At 39.1% G+C, this 20,544-nt stretch carries 16 protein-coding genes and 2 tRNA genes; 14 read left to right on the top strand and 4 right to left on the bottom strand.

What is annotated here, in order from left to right:
* Positions 1-30: 30 nt before the first annotated feature.
* The 3 genes from ABVC65_RS05700 to purT all read right to left on the bottom strand — a co-directional run bounded on the left by ABVC65_RS05700 (position 31) and on the right by purT (position 6,222).
* Positions 31-3,792 (bottom strand): phosphoribosylformylglycinamidine synthase, encoded by a 3,762-nt coding sequence (locus tag ABVC65_RS05700; protein WP_353582801.1) that lies wholly within the window; start codon positions 3,790-3,792, stop codon positions 31-33.
* A gap of 137 nt (positions 3,793-3,929) precedes the next feature.
* Complete coding sequence (gene purC / locus ABVC65_RS05695) at positions 3,930-4,712, bottom strand: phosphoribosylaminoimidazolesuccinocarboxamide synthase (protein ID WP_353582800.1); 783 nt, start codon at positions 4,710-4,712, stop codon at positions 3,930-3,932.
* A gap of 172 nt (positions 4,713-4,884) precedes the next feature.
* Positions 4,885-6,222, bottom strand: a complete 1,338-nt coding sequence (purT, locus tag ABVC65_RS05690; RefSeq protein ID WP_353582799.1) for a formate-dependent phosphoribosylglycinamide formyltransferase — start codon at positions 6,220-6,222, stop codon at positions 4,885-4,887.
* A 133-nt stretch (positions 6,223-6,355) separates the two neighbouring features.
* On the opposite strand from purT, the gene ABVC65_RS05685 reads away from it, so the two are divergent.
* From ABVC65_RS05685 to ABVC65_RS05655, 7 genes are all read left to right on the top strand, one after another.
* A tRNA-His gene (locus ABVC65_RS05685) sits at positions 6,356-6,431 on the top strand.
* Between the two features lie 196 nt (positions 6,432-6,627).
* Positions 6,628-9,381 carry an FtsK/SpoIIIE family DNA translocase gene (locus ABVC65_RS05680; RefSeq protein ID WP_353582798.1) on the top strand — a complete coding sequence of 918 codons (2,754 nt, stop codon included), beginning with the start codon at positions 6,628-6,630 and terminating at the stop codon, positions 9,379-9,381.
* Between the two features lie 63 nt (positions 9,382-9,444).
* A complete protein-coding gene (pgsA, locus tag ABVC65_RS05675) occupies positions 9,445-10,059 on the top strand; it encodes a CDP-diacylglycerol--glycerol-3-phosphate 3-phosphatidyltransferase (protein WP_020761484.1) in 615 nt (204 codons plus the stop codon).
* Between the two features lie 5 nt (positions 10,060-10,064).
* The gene (locus ABVC65_RS05670; protein ID WP_353582797.1) at positions 10,065-10,781 is read left to right on the top strand and encodes a CinA family protein; all 717 of its coding nucleotides are present in this window, start codon (positions 10,065-10,067) and stop codon (positions 10,779-10,781) included.
* Positions 10,768-11,001, top strand: a complete 234-nt coding sequence (locus ABVC65_RS05665) for a DUF3046 domain-containing protein (protein WP_004113620.1) — start codon at positions 10,768-10,770, stop codon at positions 10,999-11,001. The genes ABVC65_RS05670 and ABVC65_RS05665 overlap by 14 nt, the downstream gene beginning before the upstream one ends.
* A gap of 213 nt (positions 11,002-11,214) precedes the next feature.
* Positions 11,215-12,369 carry a recombinase RecA gene (gene recA / locus ABVC65_RS05660; protein ID WP_004113623.1) on the top strand — a complete coding sequence of 385 codons (1,155 nt, stop codon included), beginning with the start codon at positions 11,215-11,217 and terminating at the stop codon, positions 12,367-12,369.
* 86 nt (positions 12,370-12,455) lie between these two features.
* Positions 12,456-13,181, top strand: coding sequence for a regulatory protein RecX (locus ABVC65_RS05655; protein ID WP_353582796.1), 726 nt, complete (start codon positions 12,456-12,458; stop codon positions 13,179-13,181).
* A gap of 10 nt (positions 13,182-13,191) precedes the next feature.
* Here the strand turns inward: ABVC65_RS05655 and thrC are convergent, their stop codons facing one another.
* Positions 13,192-14,709, bottom strand: a complete 1,518-nt coding sequence (gene thrC, locus ABVC65_RS05650) for a threonine synthase (RefSeq protein ID WP_353582795.1) — start codon at positions 14,707-14,709, stop codon at positions 13,192-13,194.
* A gap of 81 nt (positions 14,710-14,790) precedes the next feature.
* On the opposite strand from thrC, the gene ABVC65_RS05645 reads away from it, so the two are divergent.
* The 7 genes from ABVC65_RS05645 to ABVC65_RS05615 all read left to right on the top strand — a co-directional run bounded on the left by ABVC65_RS05645 (position 14,791) and on the right by ABVC65_RS05615 (position 20,540).
* The gene (locus ABVC65_RS05645; RefSeq protein WP_435528279.1) at positions 14,791-16,140 is read left to right on the top strand and encodes a glutamate-5-semialdehyde dehydrogenase; all 1,350 of its coding nucleotides are present in this window, start codon (positions 14,791-14,793) and stop codon (positions 16,138-16,140) included.
* Positions 16,141-16,189: 49 nt separating this feature from the next.
* Positions 16,190-16,765, top strand: coding sequence for a hypothetical protein (locus ABVC65_RS05640; protein ID WP_019261283.1), 576 nt, complete (start codon positions 16,190-16,192; stop codon positions 16,763-16,765).
* A gap of 49 nt (positions 16,766-16,814) precedes the next feature.
* Positions 16,815-17,651, top strand: coding sequence for a nicotinate-nucleotide adenylyltransferase (gene nadD / locus ABVC65_RS05635; RefSeq protein ID WP_014554566.1), 837 nt, complete (start codon positions 16,815-16,817; stop codon positions 17,649-17,651).
* Positions 17,652-17,777: 126 nt separating this feature from the next.
* Entirely contained in the window at positions 17,778-18,800 is a 1,023-nt protein-coding gene (locus tag ABVC65_RS05630; RefSeq protein WP_032836384.1) for a ribose-phosphate diphosphokinase, read from the top strand.
* Positions 18,801-18,876: 76 nt separating this feature from the next.
* Positions 18,877-18,947: transfer RNA gene (locus tag ABVC65_RS05625), tRNA-Gln, on the top strand.
* A gap of 106 nt (positions 18,948-19,053) precedes the next feature.
* Positions 19,054-19,716 carry a CDP-alcohol phosphatidyltransferase family protein gene (locus tag ABVC65_RS05620; protein ID WP_353582793.1) on the top strand — a complete coding sequence of 221 codons (663 nt, stop codon included), beginning with the start codon at positions 19,054-19,056 and terminating at the stop codon, positions 19,714-19,716.
* Between the two features lie 65 nt (positions 19,717-19,781).
* The gene (locus tag ABVC65_RS05615) at positions 19,782-20,540 is read left to right on the top strand and encodes a YebC/PmpR family DNA-binding transcriptional regulator (RefSeq protein WP_004113651.1); all 759 of its coding nucleotides are present in this window, start codon (positions 19,782-19,784) and stop codon (positions 20,538-20,540) included.
* Positions 20,541-20,544 lie beyond the last annotated feature (4 nt).

Genomic DNA, 20,544 nt, shown 5'->3' with positions numbered 1-20,544 from the left:
TTTTCCTATAAACTTGCTACAAAAATCACATTATGCAGTGAAATATTCGACTCCAGCGCTAAAAATGTTTTGTGTTCTAAAATCTGGAATATTCACGTACAAACCGTTTCCGCTGCGTTCGCAATGTCCCATTTTTCCAAACACTCTGCCATCTGGGCTAGTGATTCCTTCTACAGCCATAAGTGAACCGTTCGGATTCACTTTAAGATTCATGCTTGGAACTCCATTGCTATCAACGTATTGTGTTGCGATTTGACCGTTTTGTATAAGCGCATCCATAACTTCTGGCTGGGCTACGAATCGACCTTCGCCATGCGATATTGCTACGCTATGAACATCGCCAATTTTGCAGTTTGAAAGCCATGGAGAAAGATTAGAAGAAACACGAGTTCTAACAATCTTGCTTTGATGCCTTCCGATAGTGTTAAAAGTTAAAGTTGGGCATTCTGAATCAATTGGAACAATATCTCCAAACGGGACAAGCCCTAGTTTAATAAGAGCTTGGAAACCATTGCAAATACCAAGCATTAAGCCATCGCGATTATTGAGCAAATCGCGAACAGCGTCACTAACAGCAGGATTCCTAAAGAAAGCTGCTATAAACTTGGCTGAACCGTCTGGTTCATCACCTCCAGAGAATCCGCCTGGAATCATAACAATTTGGCTTTTATTAATCTCATCAACAAGATCTTTTGCAGATTGAGCAATATCATCAGCGCTTAAGTTGTTGATTATAAGCGTTTTGCATTTTGCTCCAGCTTTTTCAAAAGCAGCTTGAGTGTCGTATTCGCAATTGTTACCAGGGAAAACTGGAATGATTACGCGAGGGTGACTAATCGGAGTTTTTCTATGAGAACGCATGTGGTTATGAGAATACTTCAGTTCACTAGAGTTTATAGCAGGAACTGAGTCTCCCTTCCCTCGATACGGGAATATATCTTCTAAAGTATTTTCCCAATCTTCTTGCAAACTAGCTAAATTAAGTTTCTCGTTTTCTACGCAAAACTCGAACTCATTACAAGTTTCGCCTACTACATCTACGCTTACAAGATCTGAATTTGCATACGTAAGTTCAGAATCATCTTTAAGTTCCACATAGAACGACCCATATGCTGGCTTAAACAAATCATTCTTGCTAATCGCATTATTAAGCTTTAACCCAATATGATTTCCCAAAGTCATCTTAAATAAGATTTCCGCACTAGCACCAAATCCAGGAGTGCTAACGGAAAGCGCATGCTTATTTGAGGTAAGATTTTCCACAATCCTAATCGCCTCTAAGAAGCTTTGAGATTTAGGCGTGATTCCATCTTCCTTATATTTAGGTAATATTCTTAAAATTCGACTATTGACTTTTTTGAATTCTGGCGAAACAACGTTTCTCGCGTCTCCTGTAGAAACAGCAAAAGAAATAAGTGTTGGTGGAACATCAAGATTTTCAAAGCTTCCGCTCATAGAATCCTTGCCGCCAATAGCGCCTACACCAAAGTCAATTTGTGCGCTTAAAGCTCCAAGAATAGCTGCCATTGGTTTTCCCCAACGTTCTGGAACATTATGAGGCTTTCCAAAATATTCTTGCAAACTTAAATAAGCATTTTCTATAGTAAAACCGCTGGCTATGAGCTTTGCCAAAGATTCAACAACAGCTAAGTAAGCTCCAGTAAATTGATTCTTTTCCATAATATATGGGTTAAAACCCCAAGACATTGCAGAAGCTGTGTTTGTTTCTCCAAAAACTGGCAATTTTGCAACCATTGCTTGTGCAGGAGTAAGCTGACGTCTGCCTCCAAAAGGCATAAGAACTGTTTCAGCTCCAATAGTGGAGTCGAACATTTCACTAAGACCTTTGTTTGAGCAAATATTTATGTTGGAAACAAGATTTTTCATGCGCTCGCCAAAAGATTTATTAGCGTATTCGCCACTTATATCTTGCCATTTTGAAGTATAGTTTTCGCCACTTTCAACGTGAATATTTTGCTCTTTTGGAGCGCCATTAGAAGCTAGGAATTCACGGCTCATATCCACAATTGTTTTTCCTCGCCAAGTCATTTTCATTCGTGCTTCTTCTGTGACTATGGCTACAATTTGCGCTTCCAAATTTTCTTGACGTGCATAGGACAAAAATTCGTCGGCATCGCTTGCAGCAACATCAACAGCCATTCGCTCTTGAGATTCAGAAATCGCAAGCTCTGTGCCATCAAGACCTTCATACTTTTTAGACACTTTATCTAAATCAATAATCAAGCCATCTGCAATTTCACCTGTAGCAACGCTTACGCCTCCAGCACCAAAATCGTTGCAACGCTTAATAAGTCTACATGCATCTTTGCGGCGGAAAAGTCGTTGTAACTTGCGTTCAATAGGAGCATTTCCTTTTTGAACTTCTGCTCCGCATTCCTCAATGCTATCAGTGTCTTGAGCTTTAGAAGCACCAGTTGCTCCACCAATTCCGTCTCTTCCAGTTCGTCCACCTAGAAGAATAATCACGTCTCCTGGCTCAGGTGTTTCTCTTCGAACATGGTCTGCTGGGGTAGCGGCTACAACCGCACCCACTTCCATTCGTTTTGCAACATATCCTGGGTGGTAAATCTCGTGTACTTCGCCTGTTGCAAGTCCAATTTGATTTCCGTAAGAAGAGTAGCCTGCAGCTGCCGACGTTACGATTTTTCTTTGAGGCAATTTTCCTTCAAGAGTTTGGGCTATTGGTGTTCTAGGATCTGCAGCGCCAGTTACTCTCATTGCCTGATATACGTAAGAGCGCCCCGAAAGAGGGTCGCGAATGCATCCGCCAATGCATGTTGCAGCACCACCAAAAGGCTCGATTTCTGTAGGATGATTATGTGTTTCGTTTTTAAATAGGAACAGCCAATCTTCATCGTGACCGTTTACGTCAACTTTTATTTTTACTGTACAAGCGTTGATTTCTTCGGATTCGTCTAGATTCTTAAGAATCCCATTATGCTTCAAATACTTTGCGCCAATAGTTGCCATATCCATAAGGCAAATCGGCTTATTTGTGCGCTTAAGTTCTTCTCGCATTTCAAGATAACGATTAAATGCGGCTTGTACCTGCTCATCGTCTATTTTTATGTTTGTAAGATGCGTGCCAAAAGTTGTATGGCGGCAATGATCAGACCAATATGTGTCTATTACTTTGATTTCTGTAATAGTTGGATTTCGATTTTCGTTTTTAAAATAGTTCTGGCAGAATTTTGCGTCTTCCAAGTCCATTGCGAGCGCGCGATCTTCTATGAACTTTTCTAAACCTTGTTCGTCTAAATCGTTGAATCCGTTGATAACTTCCACATTTGCTGGAATAACTGTTTCTGTTTGCAAAGTATTGACTTTATCTAAAGATGCTTCGCGCGCTTCAACTGGATTAATTATGTAGTGTTTAATTGCGTCTAAATCTTTTTTAGACAAATCACCTTTAAAAGCCAAGATTTGTGCGGTTCTTACCCTTGGTCGCTCTCCTTGGCTTATAAGCTGTATACATTCACTTGCAGATTCTGCTCGCTGATCAAATTGTCCTGGAAGAAATTCCATAGCAAAAACATGTTCGCTTGTGCTTATGGGCAGATAATCATAGGTGTTATCGACTGGTGGTTCGCTAAAAACTGTTTTGATAGCAGTGTTGAATAGATCTTCTGATATTCCTTCAACATCATACCTGTTTATTATGCGCGTTGATTTTAAAGAATCTATTCCTAGAATTTCTTTAAGCTCGTGATTAAGATGCTGTGCTTTAACATCGAAACCAGATTGCTTTTCAACATAAACGCGAAATACCACGGTAAACCTGCCTTGTAATTGTACGTTTTGGCTATTTTGGTTGTTTTGTTTTTTCAGTTTTCTTTTTCAATTTTGTTTAGTTTTGCTTTAAGAACGCGCGTGGCTCGCACCTCGAAAGATGCGAGCCACATTAAAAATCATTCTTCAACATAATTATTTGGATTTATTTCGTCGAAGTTTACGCCTTCGCTTTGGGCAAGAGATTTAAGCCTTGAGAATATCTCCTCGTAGGCTGGAATTATATCTCCTAAATCTCGTCTGAATAAATCTTTATCTAAGTGGCTTACTTCAGAATTATTTGTATTGCGCTTATCCCAAAGTCTGCAAGTATCTGGCGTTATTTCGTCAGCAAGCAGAATGTTTCCCTTAGAGTCAACGCCTTCTTCAATCTTGAAGTCAACAAGCTGTACGTCAATCTTAGAGAAAACATCAAGCAATGCATTATTAACAGCATGAGCTTGGCGAGTAATTTCTGCCAGCTCTTCATCGGTTGCTAATCCAAGAGCTACAACGCCCTCAGGATTAATAAATGGATCGCCAAGTTCGTCGGATTTAACGCAGAATTCCAATAATGGTTTCTTTAAAGGAGTGCCTTCTTTTACAGCATAACGTTTTGCAAAAGAACCAGCAGCAGTATTTCGCATTATTATTTCTAATGGGAACATTTTCATACGTTTTACAAGTTGCTCAGTGTTAGAAATGCGCCCTAGGAAGTGGCTTTTCACGCCACGCGCTTCAAGAAGATGGAATAGTAAAGAAGTTATTTGATTGTTTAAGCTGCCTTTGCCAGCAATTTGAGCTTTTTTAAGGCCGTTACCAGCTGTTGCCTGATTCATGTATTCCACCCACAACACATTATTGTTATCAGTGGCATACAATTTCTTTGCTTTGCCCTCATACAACTTGTCAAGTTTTTCCATTGACGTGCCTCTCTTGTTGCATCTATGGCTGTAGGCGAAAACCAACATTGTTTGAAGGTTTATCCAACCTTGTCAGCACGTTCAGACTAACAATTGTTACCTACAATTTTTTTGGATTATTTTTTAATTTTTTAATGTCTTAAACCAGTAAAAACCTTGATTTTTCAATGTTTTAATACGGTAGTTCTACAGTGTGTAATTCGCTAGCAATGCGTGTCGCGCAAGATTTTGCATCACTTACACTGTTTGATACTGTCAAAATAACACCTAAGCGTCTTGAGCCGTGAACTTCTGGCTTTCCAAAGATGCGTATATCACATCTTGCGCAATCTTCAGTGTTTAATGATTTTGCTACATTCGTAAATCCAATTTTTCCATTACCTTCTACAACAAGTGCATGGCTTAAAGCGACTTCATTATTTTTTAAGCAAAGAGCAGTATGCTTTTGAGTAATAGGAACACCTAAAATCGCTAAAACATGCAGAGCAAACTCGCTGTAATACTGTGAAATCATTGTAACCATACCAGTATCGTGCGGACGAGGGGATAGTTCGTTGAAAAGTAAATCACCGTTTTTAAGAACAAAGAGTTCAACTCCATAAACGCCCCACCCAGTTTCTCCGTTTTCTCTTGCTATTTGAGATAGACCTTCAACGGCTTGTTTAGCAATATTTTGAGCGTTGATTCGAACGTTTTCTGGTATATTTGCTGGTTGCCATGATTGCCTGTAATCGCCATTTTTTTGAAATTGTGCAATGGGTTCGCATGTTGTTATTCCAGCGCTGGAGCTTACAGTTAGTACTGTTAGCTCGTAGTCTAATGGTGCTAAAGCTTCAACAATTACGCGAGATATATCAGCGTTTTGTGCGTTCTGACTCTTATGCTTAGATCTTCTTCCATTTTGTGCTTCTACCCAAGCATTTTGTAGGTTTTCAGGATTTTTTACTATTGATTGACCGTGACCGGATGAGCTCATAATCGGTTTTACGACGCATGGGTATCCTACGATTTTTGCTCCTTTTTCTAATTCTTCATAGTTAGAAGCAAATCGATATGGTGTTGTTGGCAATCCTAGTTTTTCGTGTGAAATTTTTCGCAAAGCTTCGCGGTCCATAGCAATTGCAGTAATGTCAGAGCTTGGAACAACTTGAATTTTCTTACTCTTTACAACATTTTTTAGTATTTGAGTTGATATTGCTTCAATTTCAGGAATTATTATGTCTGGGTTTATATCGTTTATTAAGTCTTGTAACTCTTTAGAGTCGCTCATATCTAGAACGCGATTTTCTTGAGCTACTTGCATTGCTGGAGCGTTCGCATAGCTATCTGCCGCGCATACTCTTATGCCAAGCCTGATAAGTTCTATAGCAATCTCTTTGCCAAGTTCTCCAGAGCCAAGAAGAAGAACTTTTGTTGTATGTAACTTTGAATCAAAAATACCAAAAATTCGCTCGTTCGTAACGCTTTCATTTAATTCATTATTTGAATCTGATTTTTGCGAAAAACTCATAACTATATTCTTACATTACGCAATGTCGAATTGTCGTGCGACGCGCCGAATGAAGATGGACTAGCATAAATTTAAAAAATCGTGTATAGTATTCCTCTGTTGTGCGATTCCCGAAGGGTTTCGCGCCATAATGGTGGCTATAGCTCAGTTGGTAGAGCATCTGATTGTGGTTCAGAAGGTCGCGCGTTCAAGCCGCGTTAGCCACCCCACTTTTTCGGCTGGTTTCAGCCGAATTTTTTTTTTATGCTAGATTATTTTTTTACTTTGAGTATCATTCTTTTTGCAATTAGATTTTTTAATTTATCAGTACACGTTTATGCCCGTATATTAGTACACGTTGGGGTAGAATAATGTGGGTTGCATAATTTGTTATGTTTCATAAATTTATGTTTAAGGAGCTTATATATGGCAGGCAGGGGCGGTAAGTCATCAAAGTCGTCATCAAATGTATCTTATGATGAACCTTTTTGGGAATCCGCGCTGCTTTTTGTTCCGCGACTTGTTGGTAAAGTAGTACGTTCGCTTTTTGGTGTGGGAGAATACGACGAAGCATACCGCAGAGATGGATTGTGCTTTGTAATGATTATTCTTGCTATTCTTTTCTGCGCATCGGAATGGTTTAGAGTTAGTGGTTTTATAGGCGTTGCTTTTCACTTCGCAGCATCTGCAGTTTTTGGAGTTATGAGCATTGTTTTACCAGTTTGGTTATTTGCTGTAGCAATTAGACTAATGAGAAATAGTGGATCAAAATCAGGTAACCCACGTGTTATAGGTGGTTTTGTTCTTATTTTGTGGTCTATATGTTCTATTTTAGATATTTTATTTGCTAGTAAAAATCAACATTTTCACATAGAAGATTTGCAAAAATCTGGTGGATTATTAGGTTTTTCTCTTGGTTCTCCTTTAGCTTGGGGATTATCTAGGACTTTTGCTCTAGTGATTTTTGTTATTATCGCAATTTTTTCGCTTTTGATGATTTTAAAATTGCATGTTACAGACATAACGCAGTTTATATTTTCTGCTTTTTCTAAAGATAGTAAAGATAGTAAAGACGATAATTCTGATGAAGATTCATACGATAATGATTCTAAGGATGATGATAAAACACTTGAATTTGCTGATGGAGTGCCAACTCATAATGATTCTGACAAATCTGAAAAGTCTCGCAGGTCTTTGCATAATTCGTTAATTTCTAAATTATGGAATTCACTATTTGGCGCTAAGAAAAAAGACAGTAATAATGAGCTTTTAGATGAGTATGCTGGAGATGATGCTTTTCTCTGTGCATCTTCAAAAGATGGCGGTAGTAATTTCGAATCAAATAATGCTGATCGCACGAATAGTCATGATGGTGATTTTAATAATCAATCGCAAGGTTATGAAAATACGGTTGATAAATCACATAATAGTGAGTCTCCTAGGTTTGTATCTTCAAATGGTTCTTCTGCGAATTCTAATTCTTGGAAAACATCTCCAGAATTATATATTGATGAATTCCCTAAAGCTCCTATAAGCTCCAGCGAGCAATATTCTTCTGATCCTTGGGGAAAGATGCCTGCTCAGCAATTAGATAAGTATAGGTCATCGCAAGAAAATAATAGTGATAGCGCTGCTGGCAAAGATATATACGATTCAAATCATAGTGATTCTAATGTTTATGAAGATGAACCTTATATGCTACCAGATTTGAACATACTTGTTCATGGAAAGCCTCATGCAACAAGAACACCAGCGAATGATCGTGTGATTCGAGCTTTAACGTCTACCTTTGAACAATTTGAGGTAGATGCGAAGGTTATTGGTTTCTTAAGAGGTCCTTCTGTAACTCAATATGAAGTTGAGTTAGGATCTGGAGTAAAAGTAGAGAAGGTAACGAATCTTCAAAAGAATATTGCGTATGCTGTAGCAAGCACTGATGTGCGTATTCTCTCTCCAATTCCAGGCAAGTCTGCAATTGGTATTGAGATTCCGAATGTAGATAGAGAGATTGTAAATCTGGGAGATGTTCTTAGGTCTGATAAAGCGCGACAAGATTCAAACCCTATGCTTACAGGTGTTGGTAAGGATGTTGAGGGTCATTTCGTAACGGCAGCTCTTGATAAAATGCCGCATTTGCTTGTTGCTGGTGCTACAGGATCTGGTAAGTCGAGTTTTATTAACTCGATGCTCACTTCTATTATCATGCGAGCAACACCTGAACAGGTTCGTATGATTTTGGTAGATCCTAAGAGAGTAGAGCTTTCTGCATACTCTGGCATTCCGCATTTGCTCACGCCGATTATTACGGATCCTAAGAAGGCTGCACAGGCTCTCGAGTGGGTTGTTAAAGAGATGGATGCGCGCTACGACGACTTGCAATTCTTCGGCTTCCGCCATGTTAAAGATTTCAACAAGGCTGTGCGCGAAGGAAAAGTTCATGCTCCGGCTGGTTCTAATCGAAAAGTTGCTCCATACCCGTATTTGCTTGTGGTTGTAGACGAGATGGCTGATTTGATGATGGTTGCTAAGAACGATGTTGAAAGTTCTATTCAGCGTATTACTCAGCTTGCTCGAGCTGCAGGAGTGCATTTGGTTCTTGCTACTCAGCGTCCGTCTGTTGACGTTGTAACAGGCTTGATTAAAGCAAATATTCCTTCTCGATTGGCTTTTGCTACTTCATCTGCAACTGATTCAAGAGTTATTCTCGATACTGTTGGTGCAGAAACTTTGATTGGTCAAGGTGACGCTTTGTTCCTTCCAATGGGTGCTGCTAAGCCTCAGCGTGTGCAGGGCTCGTGGGTGAGTGAATCTGAAATCCGCAGGGCTGTGGAGTATGTTCGCACTCAGCGCAAGCCAAAGTATCGTGAAGATATTGAACAAATGGCTCAAAAAGCGGATGCTCAAGCTCAAAGCAAGCTTAAAACTAGCGATATTGGCGACGATATGGATGAGCTGCTTCAGGCTGCAGAGCTTGTAGTAGGTGCTCAGTTTGGATCCACTTCGATGCTTCAAAGAAAATTGCGTGTTGGCTTTTCTAAAGCTGGTAGGTTAATGGATTTGCTTGAGTCGCGTGGCGTTGTTGGTCCATCCGAAGGATCTAAGGCACGTGAGGTTCTTGTGCAACCTCAAGATTTGCCTAAAGTTTTAGCATTTATTCGCGGTGAAAGTGATTCTTTGTAAAAGTTGAATTAAGTTTTGCGTTTGCTATACCATATTTGTGTAGCTTTATGGAGGTATTTATAAATGTTGAAAAACAGTAAGTCTAAATTACTTGAAGGTTGGGATTATGCTCCTAATGTAGTGACATACATAAGGATTATTCTTTCCATTCTATTTATAATCTTATATTTGGTTGCAGGTCCTTGGGGTTATGCTTCTACTGCGATACGTTGGTCAGTGTTTGTTTTGTTTGTAATTGCAGCTTCTACAGATAAATTAGATGGTTGGATGGCTAGAAAATACAATCAGGTAACTGAGCTTGGTAAATTACTAGATCCTATAGCAGATAAGCTTCTTATGCTTTCCGCGCTTATTATTGCGTCAGCTTTTGGAGAACTATATTGGTGGATTACTGCTTTGTTTGTTATTCGTGAAATTGGCATAACTATTTTACGATTCTATGTTATAAATAAGGGCGGTAAAGTGATTGCAGCATCTTCTGCTGGAAAGTTTAAGACACTTTCTCAGTCAATTGGTATTGCAATGCTTCTCGTTCCTATTGTTCCTATTTTCTGCGTAAATGATATTCCACTTTGGGTGATTTGCTATTACTCCATTTCTTACGGTTTGATTGGAATTGCGATAGGCTTTGCTACTTACTCTGGTATTCTTTATGTGAACGACGCTTTGAAGCACTGATAGATATGTGTAGTGACTCTGTCAGTGTTTTAGCTAGTGAGATTCTTGATTTTTGCGATAAACATTCTTTGCATATCGCATGTGCTGAGTCTCTGACTGGGGGTCTTCTTTCAGATTCGTTTGTAAAGATTCCTGGCGCTTCTAGAGTTTTTCTTGGATCTGCTGTTACTTACGATATTCGTGAAAAATCTAAGATACTTGGTGTGGATTGCGATTTATTAAAATCGTGTGGTGCTGTAGATGCGCGAGTAGCAAAGCAAATGGCGTTTGGTGCAGCAAGATTATACAGTGGATCTGGTTGGTGTTATAAGCGTTTTGAGCAACAAAAAGATGTTGACAATCCTGATTTTCCTATTATTGGATTGTCAACTACTGGTGTTGCTGGACCTGGCTCTGATGCTGGTAAACCAGCTGGATTGGCGTATATTGGTGTTTTTGTTCCAACTATTACCGATAAATCTTGCTCTTCGCTTGACTCTGATGCGATTTCTTGCAAGTTTAATAGAATAGAAAATCGCGTTTTTGATTGTAAATGTGGAAAAATTAGTAATTTCTCTTTGAAGAAATGTGATTTTTATTCTTGTGATTTAGGATTGTTGATTTCTGCTCAATTAAATATTTCTGGTAATCGTGAAGAAGTTCGAAACGGTGTCGTTTATGCGTTAATAAAAATTCTGCATTCCATAATTTTTGAAGATTGGATTTTTGATGCGCGAGCGTGAATTCTGGGAGCTTCTTGAAGAGGTATTTGGCAGGGAGTTTGGCAGGAGTATCGCAAAAGATCAGGAGCTGCAAAAACTTAATGGTATGAGTGCTCGTGAGGCGATTGATGCTGGAGTAGAGCCAAGAATTGTCTGGAATGTTTTATGTGATCACATGAATATTCCTGATAGTAAGAGGTGGGGTAAAGATCATAATGCTCCACCAATGCCTGCAAAATAGATATTTTCGCCTAGTTTTCAAGAACAACACGCTTGTCGAACAAATGTTCGTTTGTGGTGTATAATGTCAATTGTTGGGCTTCTTGCAGCGTGATAAGTGCCTATTGTGTTATTGAGTAAAACCTTTAACCACATTGCTCTAAAACGCTTGCATAGTCATTATGTATTGCATTAACGTCAATCAATACATCGGCATGCGAAAGGAGTAGCAGATATGGCACAACAAGCAAAAAAAGGTGCAGTGGATCGTCTTATTGATGCCGACAAGGCAGATCCTCGTAGAAAAGCAGCGTTGGAAACAGCTCTTGCCAATGTTGAAAAACAATATGGTAAAGGTTCCGCAATGCGATTGGGTGATAAGCCACTACAAGACGTGGAGGTTATCCCTACTGGCTCAATAGCTCTAGATATGGCTCTAGGGATTGGTGGCGTTCCTCGTGGGCGTATTGTGGAAGTTTATGGTCCTGAATCTTCTGGTAAAACAACATTAGCTTTGCATATTGTTGCTAATGCTCAAAAGAATGGTGGTATTGCTGCATTTATTGATGCTGAGCATGCTTTAGATCCAGTTTATGCGCGTAAATTGGGTGTTGACACAGATTCTCTTATTGTTTCTCAGCCAGATAATGGTGAACAAGCATTAGAGATTGCCGACATGCTAATTCGTTCTGGTGCTTTAGATGTTATAGTAGTTGATTCTGTAGCAGCTCTTGTTCCAAAAGCGGAAATTGATGGAGACATGGGAGATAGCCATGTTGGTTTACAAGCGCGCTTAATGAGCCAAGCTTTAAGAAAAATGACTGGTGCATTGTCTCAAGCTGGAACAACAGCAATATTTATTAATCAGCTTCGTGAAAAAATTGGTGTATTCTTCGGTAATCCAGAAACAACTACTGGTGGTAAAGCTCTTAAATTCTATTCATCTGTTCGAATGGATATTAGACGAGTTTCTACTATCAAAAATGGTGAAGAGGCTGTTGGAAATCGTACTAAGGTAAAGATTGTAAAGAATAAAATGGCTCCGCCTTTTAAAACAGCAGAGTTTGATGTTCTTTACGGAGAAGGGATATCAACTGAAGGTTCTGTAATCGATATGGCTGTACAGTGCGATGTTATTAAAAAATCTGGTTCTTGGTTCACTTACGAAGGTGAACAACTTGGGCAAGGTAGGGAGAACGTTCGCCAATTCCTTAAAGATAATCCTGCTATTACAGAAGAGATTAGCGATAAAGTAAAAGTAGCGTTTGGGCTAATGAAGCCAGAAGATCAATTCGTTGAGGTAGAAGATGAAGATGACAATTCTCAGTCAGTATCATCTTCAAGTGCTGATAGTAAAACAAACACTTCAAAAGGCAGTGATGTCAAATAAAACTATATTAAATAAAATTATTAAAACAAAGTTGAGTTTAGCTGATTCACATCATATTGGCTGAGATTCAGTGAAAAGAATAGAAGATGATTAGTGTAGAGAGTTTTCTTCGCAATCATAAACCTGTTGATTCTTATTATTCTGCAGAAAATGAGTGTGAAAAAGCAGAAGAATCTGAAGTTAATGGTTGTGATTTAACAACAGTTGGCGTTAGTGATGCTTATGATAAGTCATTTGATAGCTTGGATAATAATCATGAAGATTATTGTGAAGAAAACTCTTATTACGCTTTTAAGAAGTATAATTCATTTAATGGCAGAAAGCCTGCTAAAAAAGTAGATGCTAAAAAAGCCTCTGATTTCGACGATTGTAGAGAATCTGCTTTACGAATGCTAGATTATTCAGCTAGATCTTCCGATGATTTAAAGAATAGGCTTATAAATAAGGGTTATAAAGAGAATATTGTTGAATCCGTAATAATTCGTTTGGAAGAATTACATTTGGTTGACGATAAACAATATGCTAGATCCGTTATACGCTCATGTGTATCTAGATTGTTGGGAGAACGTGCGACTCGCATTGAGCTACAAAAAAAGGGCGTTTCTTCCACTGTGGCCTGTTCAACATTGCAAGAAGCTAGAGAAGACGGTGTTTTTGAAGAAGCTGCATGGGAATTAGGCAGAAAATTATCGCTAAAACTTAAAAGCCTAGACGATAATGTAAAAAGACGTAGATTCTTTTCTGCAGGAGCTAGAAAAGGTCATGATTTAAACACACTAAACGAAGTATATTATGCTTTGTTTAAGTCTTAAACCAAAATCTTTAGCAAATTTCGTTAGCGCACTTAAGAACATAATCTGGCATATCTTCGATGTTAATAACATCGTTGAATCTAGCTGTTTTATTTTTAAGTTCGCTAAGCATTTTAGGAGCTTTTGTAGAAGTTTTGCTTTCTAACAAATCCATGCAAGCAAAATCATCTAATCCTTCAACATTTAAGCCTAAAGATTCGCAAACAACCCTAGGGAACTTATACGGGCTTGCTGTGCTCAAAAGAACACGCGGAACATTAGAATCATGAGGAATATGATTCATAACAAAGTATCCGCAAGCAGTATGTGGATCAATAACATAATTATGCTTATTCCAGCATTCTTGTATGGAATTGCGAATTTGATCCTCGTTTGCCCATCCGCATCCAAAAAGTTCTCGAATTTTAGAAAGCACGTCTTCTGGTATTTCAAAAGCGCCCCATTGTTGTAAATCATTCATAAGCATTTGCAACAGTCGTGTATCTTTATCGCACATGTAGTAAAGCATGCGTTCTAAATTAGAAGAAACAAGAATATCCATAGACGGTGCAATTGTTTGGTTAAATGGTCGAATCTTGTTATATGTTCCACTGACCAAAAAGTCAAACAAAACATTGTTGCTGTTGCTCGCTACGATTAAGTGTTTTACAGGAAGACCAAGAATTTTCGCATAATATCCAGCAAGAATATTTCCAAAATTGCCAGTAGGGACACAAAATTCCACTTCATTGCCAAGTTCAATAACGCCTTGTTCAACAAGCTTAGAATAAGCGTAGAAGTAGTAAACAACTTGAGGAATAAGTCTGCCAATATTAATCGAATTAGCAGAAGAAAGCAGTGCGTGATTATTGTTTTCAACCGTTTCATTAATTGAATTGTTAGTAAATATTTGTTTAACGCCGCTTTGCGCATCGTCAAAATTTCCTCTAACAGCGCATACTTTTACGTTATTTCCACTTTGAGTTGTCATTTGCAATTCTTGAATTTTACTTACTTTACCTTCTGGGTAAAAAGTGACAATAGAAGTGGCCTCAACATCCGCAAACCCAGCTAGCGCAGCTTTTCCTGTATCTCCCGAAGTGGCGGTAAGAATCATAACGTTTTGATTAGAATCAGATACATCTTTTGTGCGACTAATGAATTGTGGCAAAATCTGCAAAGCAACATCTTTAAAAGCACAGGTAGGACCGTGGAAAAGCTCTAGAACAAAATCATTATTATTACCAAGAGCCTTTAAAGGAGTAATCTCAGTATCTTCCCACTGACTTCCATAAGCCTTCTCTACGCAATCATCAAGCTCGCTAGACGTAAAATCTGGAAGGAGAATTTGAAGAACGTCTTTAGCAATCTGTTTATAAGTTTTCCCAGAAAGATTAGAAATATCGTAACGAGTTTCACCAAGGCAATCCGTAACAAACAAGCCACCATCATCTGCTATTCCTCTACGAATAGCTTGCTTCGAGGTATAGGTTTTAGAGTTTGACCTAGTGCTGTGAAACATAACTGTATTCGTAGTGTTTTCTGCCATGATTCCTCCATTCGTGCTAATTGGTATACATGTTACCTGAAGAGGTGGAGCCTAAGTACTGCTATTGCTAATATGTTCAATATGATTAATCTTGATACAAAGTTAGATGAAACGCATAGTAATGCACAAAGCAATATGTCTAAAGATTATGGGGACTCTATAGATTCTATTGTTTTTTCTAGAGCGGATGCTTCGCGAATAGCACAGCGTGAATTTGCTAAAGCTAATACCAATTTTAAAAATAATCTTCTAAATGCTATTGCTGATTCTATTGAAAATAATTTAGAATTTATTGAAGAAGCAAATAAGCAAGACTTAGAAAAAGCTCAAAAAAATGGTATGGATGCTGGAAAACTAGACAGACTTAAATTTGATGAAGAAAGAATATTTCAATCTGCAAAAAGTATTAGAAAAATAGCGCAATTACAAGATCCTGTTGGAGAAGTTGTTCGTGGATACACGCTAGAAAATGGTCTTAGGCTTTCTCAAGTAAGAGTGCCAATAGGCGTAATGGGAATTATTTACGAAGCTAGACCAAATGTGACTGTTGACGTTGCATCTTTGTGCATAAAATCTTCAAATGCTGTAATTTTAAGAGGCGGTAGTGCAGCTGAGCGTACGAACCATGCGACAATTTCTGTAATCAAGCAAGTCTTAAAAGATTTTGGTGTAAGTGGAAATCTTATAGAATCTGTTGATGATCTTGGAAGAAGTGGAGCAACGTCAATGATGCATGCTCATGGTCATATTGATGTTCTTGTTCCTAGGGGAAGTGCAAATCTAATCGCTGCAGTTGTTAAAGAATCAACAGTTCCAGTTATAGAAACTGGAGCTGGAAATGTTCACATTTACGTGGATAAAACAGCAGATTTTGAAAAAGCGATACCAATTATTGTAAATGCAAAAACTCAAAGAGTTGGAGTTTGTAATGCTGCAGAAAAATTGCTTGTAAATCAAGATATTGCTAAAGATTTTCTGCCAAGAATTGCAAGAGAGTTAGCTAAACATAATGTTTTGATTCATGCTGATGAAAAATCCTACAATATTCTATTTGATTCAAATATCAATGGTTTGCAGTTAGAACATGCAAATGATGATGATTGGAATCGTGAATATTTGTCTTTGCAAATAGGAGTAAAGATTGTAAAAGATGTTGAGGATGCTGCGGATCATATTACAAAGTATTCAACGGGGCATACTGAGACGATTATTGCTGAAGATTATTTAACAATCAATAATTTTGTGTCATCTGTAGACTCAGCTGTTGTTATGGTAAATGCTTCAACAAGATTTACGGACGGCGGCGAATTTGGTTTCGGAGCTGAGCTTGGCATTTCCACTCAAAAATTACATGCCAGGGGCCCGATGGGTTTGAGAGAAATGACAACCACAAAGTGGATTGGTTATGGAGATGGTCAAATAAGAGCTTGATGTTATAAATTGTGACAGATAATAAGGTATTAAGAGTAAGGTTATGAGTATGCCAAATACACAGGAATCAACTAAATCAGATAATGTATACGCGAAAAGCGAATCATATGGTGTGTCTGATTTTAATGTTTTAGATGCTTTAGATATTTCCGCTGAGCGTTTATCCATAGTTCGCTATGTGTTTTTAGTGCAAATTGAAGATGGTATTGCGTCTGCATCTCAAAGATCTTCTCTTGAATATGCTGATGCAATATTAATGGGTTGGCCAGATAGGGATAATCGTACTGTTTTCAAGCCTCAGGATAATGCTGCTTTAGATGAGATTAATCAGAATTTGAGAAAAATGGAAGATAATATATCTCAATTCAGTAATCTTGAGCGTTGCGGTGAAGTAGATAATATGGCAGATATTCTTATTAAGATTACAGAATCTGTTGCAAAGATTAGAAGTATTTTCCAGCCTGATTTTCCTCTTCCAACATTTGAGGAGATTAAACGGGTTGTTCAAGATGAGTGGAATGAGGAAATGGGCAATATTAATCCCGATAAGGCGAACGTTGCCTCTAGTGTTATCGATGAAGCTAAGGCAGATGATGCTGCTGATTTGCTTGATGGTGCAAAATAATCATGATGCTTGATTTTGTGTATTTTGAACAAAATGTGGAAATGAATTAATGCAAAATAATCTAAACAACTCTAAAGTTGATTCCCAAAATAGTATTAAGTCAGAAGTAAAAGATTTTTCTGAAGAGCGCAGAATGTCTGACTTGTTCCAAGGGTCTTTTAATGGCACTGAGGCTGCGCCGCCTGTTGTGGCAGGTGTTGCTAAACACCGTCAATCTGCTAGAGGTAATGTTCATCAGCGCCAACGAATAGGGATCATGGGCGGCACTTTTGACCCTATTCACAACGGCCACTTGGTAGCAGCTTCTGAAGTTGCATGGGTTTATGATCTAGACGAAGTTATTTTTGTTCCTACAGGAAAGCCTGTTTTTAAACTTGATAAGAAGGTTACTAACGCAGAAGATCGATATTTGATGACTGTGATTGCAACTGCTTCTAATCCTAAGTTCACAGTTTCCAGAGTGGATATTGATAGACCAGGTGTTACTTATACGATTGATACGCTTCGCGATATTCGATCTCAGCATCCAGATGCTGAACTTTTCTTTATTACAGGCGCGGATGCCATTGCGGAGATTATGCAATGGAAAGATGCTAGAGAACTGTGGAATTTGGCTAGATTTGTGGCTGTTACTCGTCCTGGGTATTCTAGTCCAGAAAAGTTTACTCAAATTGAGGCTCATGTGTATTCAGCGGATTCTTGTGACGATATGATTAATTGTCACAGTCATCGTTTCCCAGTTGACATTTTGGAAATCCCAGCACTAGCAATTTCTTCTACTGATGTTCGTAAGCGAGCTGAGCACGGGGAACCTGTATGGTATTTGGTTCCAGACGGAGTTGTTCAATACATTGTTAAGCATGGTTTATACAGACGCGATTTGTGATTATTTGGAATCTTTTGCAATGATTTGTTGTGTATGAAACGGCTTAATGATTATAGTCTGCGCAAATAGATAGTATTAATCACAGTCCGTTTTTTGTGGGCTGTTAGTGAACTAGCGTTTGGAGATATGGTGAGCATCGTCCTTGAAGGAAAGCCAGATAAAAACCTTGTTCTCGTAACTGGTCGCGCGCATCCGAAGCTTGCTCGAGATGTTGCAAATCAGCTTGGTATAGAAGTATTGGAAACAACAGCATATGATTTTGCCAATGGCGAGATGTATGTTCGTTACACTCAGTCTGTGCGAGGAACAGACGTGTTTGTGTTGCAAAGTCATAGTGATCCTGTTAACAAGTCCATTATGGAACAGTTAATTATGATCGACGCATTAAAGCGCGCGTCTGCTCGTTCTATTACCGCTGTGTGCCCGTTGCTTGGATATTCTAGACAAGACAAAAAGCATCGCGGTCGTGAGCCTATTTCTTGCCGCTTGATGTTTGATTTGCTTAAAACAGCAGGCGCAGATCGAATCATGAGCGTTGACTTGCATGCGGCACAATCGCAGGGATTCTTTGATGGTCCTGTAGACCATTTGATTGCTATGCCAGTGCTGGTTGATTACGTTCGAGATCGTTTCAGCGAAGATTTAGGAAACGTTACCGTTGTTTCGCCAGACGCAGGTCGAATCCGAGTTGCAGAACAGTGGGCGCAACGTTTAGGCGGAGGCCCATTGGCTTTTGTTCATAAGACTAGAGATATTACTCGTCCAAATCAGGCTGTAGCAAATCGTGTTGTTGGTGATGTTGCTGGGCGTGATTGTGTTATGGTTGATGATTTAATTGACACTGCTGGAACAATCGCAGGCGCTTGTAATGTTCTTAAGGACGCTGGTGCAAAGTCTGTTACGGTTGTTGCAACTCACGGCGTGCTTTCTGGTCCTGCAGTTGAGCGTTTAAAGAATTGCGGCGCTAGAGAAGTTGTGTTAACGGATACTGTTCCAATTCCAGAAGAAAAGCGTTGGGATGGGTTAACTGTTCTTTCAATTGCCCCACTTTTGGCAAGTGCTATTAAAGCTGTGTTTGAAGATGGGTCTGTTGCAAAGCTGTTTGACACTTATCCAGAGCATCATGGCAAGGGGTTCTTGTTTGCATAAATCCTATTTCGCCACGCCAAACTTGACGATGTCAATTGTTATGGCATAATAGTGACTTGGCGGTTTTTTCCGCCGTTCCCTCATGGTGTAATGGCAGCACACGGGTCTTTGGAACCCTTTGTCTTGGTTCGAATCCAGGTGAGGGAGCTAGAAATTGCGCCGCTTAGTTTTAAGCGGCGTTTTTTATTAGCATAGTTTGTTGATAGTGTGTGTATGAGTAGCTTGTTTAATCTAGGAAGGCGTTTTATTAGATATGTTGGAATCTTTAAGAGGTGGATTCAAGCGTGTTATTGCGCCTATTGCTAAGCTGCTTGTAAAATTTGGCTGTACAGCAAATGGCATTACTGTTTTCGGTGCTTTGGCTGTTGTAGCAACCTCAATTTTTGTTTCTATGACTGGCTGGCTTTTATTCGGTACAATTTTGCTTACGATTTTTGTCCTTGCAGATGCTTTGGATGGTTCAGTCGCTGCTTTAACTAATCAGAATGGTGGAACGAAATTTGGTGCGTTTTTGGATTCTACTTTAGATAGAATCGCTGATTGGTCTCTATTTTTGTGTGTTTGTATTTGCTTATATCGTGCTAAAAATATCAACATATGTTTATATTTGCCAGAATATGTTAATGGTTTTATAAAATATTGCGGATTGCTTTGTTCGCTAATAGCAATTATGGCTGCTTTTGTAACGTCATATGCTAGAGCAAGAGGTGAGTCTGTTGGGGTGGAAGCTAAAAAAGGTTTGATTACTAGAGCAGACAGAGTGGCTATTATATTGATTTCAATGGGATTAAGTGGATTAACTGGCTGGCTTTTATGGCTTAGTTTAGCCATGTTTATCCTTTGTATTGGTGGTATCATAACCGTTATACAGAGGATTTTTGAAGTTAAAAATTTGCTTAAAAATACTAGCGTATGATGATTTGTCGCTAAAGAGCATTAAAATCATCACGTTTACGTAACCGTACACTTTTTAGGAGTATCATGTCAGGTCATTCCAAGTGGGCGACCACAAAGCATAAGAAAGCCGCTATTGACGCTAAGCGCGGCAAGCTTTTCGCCAAGCTTATTAAGAATATTGAAATCGCTGCTCGTCTTGGTGGTGGAGACCCTGATGGTAACCCAACTTTGTACGATGCAATCGTTAAGGCTAAAAAAGCTTCTATGCCAGCAGATAATATTAAGCGCGCTGTTAAGCGTGGTTCTGGTGAAGAAGCAGGCGGCGCAAACTACGAAGAGATTGTTTACGAAGGCTATGCTCCAGCAGGTGTTGGATTGATTATTGAGTGCCTTACTGATAATCGCAACCGCGCTGCAGCAGACGTTCGCTCCACTCTTACAAAGGGCAATGGTTCTTTGGCTACAAGCGGTTCTGTTAGCTTCAACTTTGAGCGCAAGGGCTTGATTGAAGTTCCTAGCGAAGGCGTTGACTATAGCAAGCTTTTTGATATTGCTGCAGAAGCTGGCGCTGAAGATGTTGCTGACGACGGTGATGTGTATTCCGTATACACTGATTCTAGCGATTTGGTAACTGTTCGTAAGGCTTTGCAAGATGCTGGTTTCGACTATGATTCCGCAGAAATCGTTATGCATCCAAACAATGAGGTTGAATTGAGCTTTGAAGATGCTCAGAAGGTGTCTCGTTTGATTGACAATCTCGACGATTTGGACGATGTTCAGAATATTTATAGCAACTGGACTGCTTCGGATGAGGTTATGGCTCAGCTTGAGGAAGCAGAATAGTTTC

Source organism: Gardnerella vaginalis (assembly GCF_040427915.1).
GTDB lineage: Bacteria > Actinomycetota > Actinomycetes > Actinomycetales > Bifidobacteriaceae > Bifidobacterium > Bifidobacterium vaginale_C.
The sequence above is the reverse complement of the archived record's forward strand: the minus strand, read 5'-3'. Positions and strand labels throughout refer to the sequence as shown.

What these genes read in the sequence shown, in the direction of transcription:
- recA (WP_004113623.1), top strand. Translation starts at nt 11,215, where the DNA reads ATGGCACAACAAGCAAAAAAAGGTGCAGTGGATCGTCTTATTGATGCC.
- ABVC65_RS05670 (WP_353582797.1), top strand. Translation starts at nt 10,065, where the DNA reads ATGTGTAGTGACTCTGTCAGTGTTTTAGCTAGTGAGATTCTTGATTTT.
- purC (WP_353582800.1), bottom strand. Translation starts at nt 4,712, where the DNA reads ATGGAAAAACTTGACAAGTTGTATGAGGGCAAAGCAAAGAAATTGTAT.
- purT (WP_353582799.1), bottom strand. Translation starts at nt 6,222, where the DNA reads ATGAGTTTTTCGCAAAAATCAGATTCAAATAATGAATTAAATGAAAGC.
- pgsA (WP_020761484.1), top strand. Translation starts at nt 9,445, where the DNA reads ATGTTGAAAAACAGTAAGTCTAAATTACTTGAAGGTTGGGATTATGCT.
- ABVC65_RS05640 (WP_019261283.1), top strand. Translation starts at nt 16,190, where the DNA reads ATGCCAAATACACAGGAATCAACTAAATCAGATAATGTATACGCGAAA.
- ABVC65_RS05655 (WP_353582796.1), top strand. Translation starts at nt 12,456, where the DNA reads ATGATTAGTGTAGAGAGTTTTCTTCGCAATCATAAACCTGTTGATTCT.
- ABVC65_RS05645 (WP_435528279.1), top strand. Translation starts at nt 14,791, where the DNA reads ATGATTAATCTTGATACAAAGTTAGATGAAACGCATAGTAATGCACAA.
- nadD (WP_014554566.1), top strand. Translation starts at nt 16,815, where the DNA reads ATGCAAAATAATCTAAACAACTCTAAAGTTGATTCCCAAAATAGTATT.
- ABVC65_RS05615 (WP_004113651.1), top strand. Translation starts at nt 19,782, where the DNA reads ATGTCAGGTCATTCCAAGTGGGCGACCACAAAGCATAAGAAAGCCGCT.
- ABVC65_RS05665 (WP_004113620.1), top strand. Translation starts at nt 10,768, where the DNA reads ATGCGCGAGCGTGAATTCTGGGAGCTTCTTGAAGAGGTATTTGGCAGG.
- ABVC65_RS05620 (WP_353582793.1), top strand. Translation starts at nt 19,054, where the DNA reads ATGTTGGAATCTTTAAGAGGTGGATTCAAGCGTGTTATTGCGCCTATT.
- thrC (WP_353582795.1), bottom strand. Translation starts at nt 14,709, where the DNA reads ATGGCAGAAAACACTACGAATACAGTTATGTTTCACAGCACTAGGTCA.
- ABVC65_RS05680 (WP_353582798.1), top strand. Translation starts at nt 6,628, where the DNA reads ATGGCAGGCAGGGGCGGTAAGTCATCAAAGTCGTCATCAAATGTATCT.
- ABVC65_RS05630 (WP_032836384.1), top strand. Translation starts at nt 17,778, where the DNA reads ATGGTGAGCATCGTCCTTGAAGGAAAGCCAGATAAAAACCTTGTTCTC.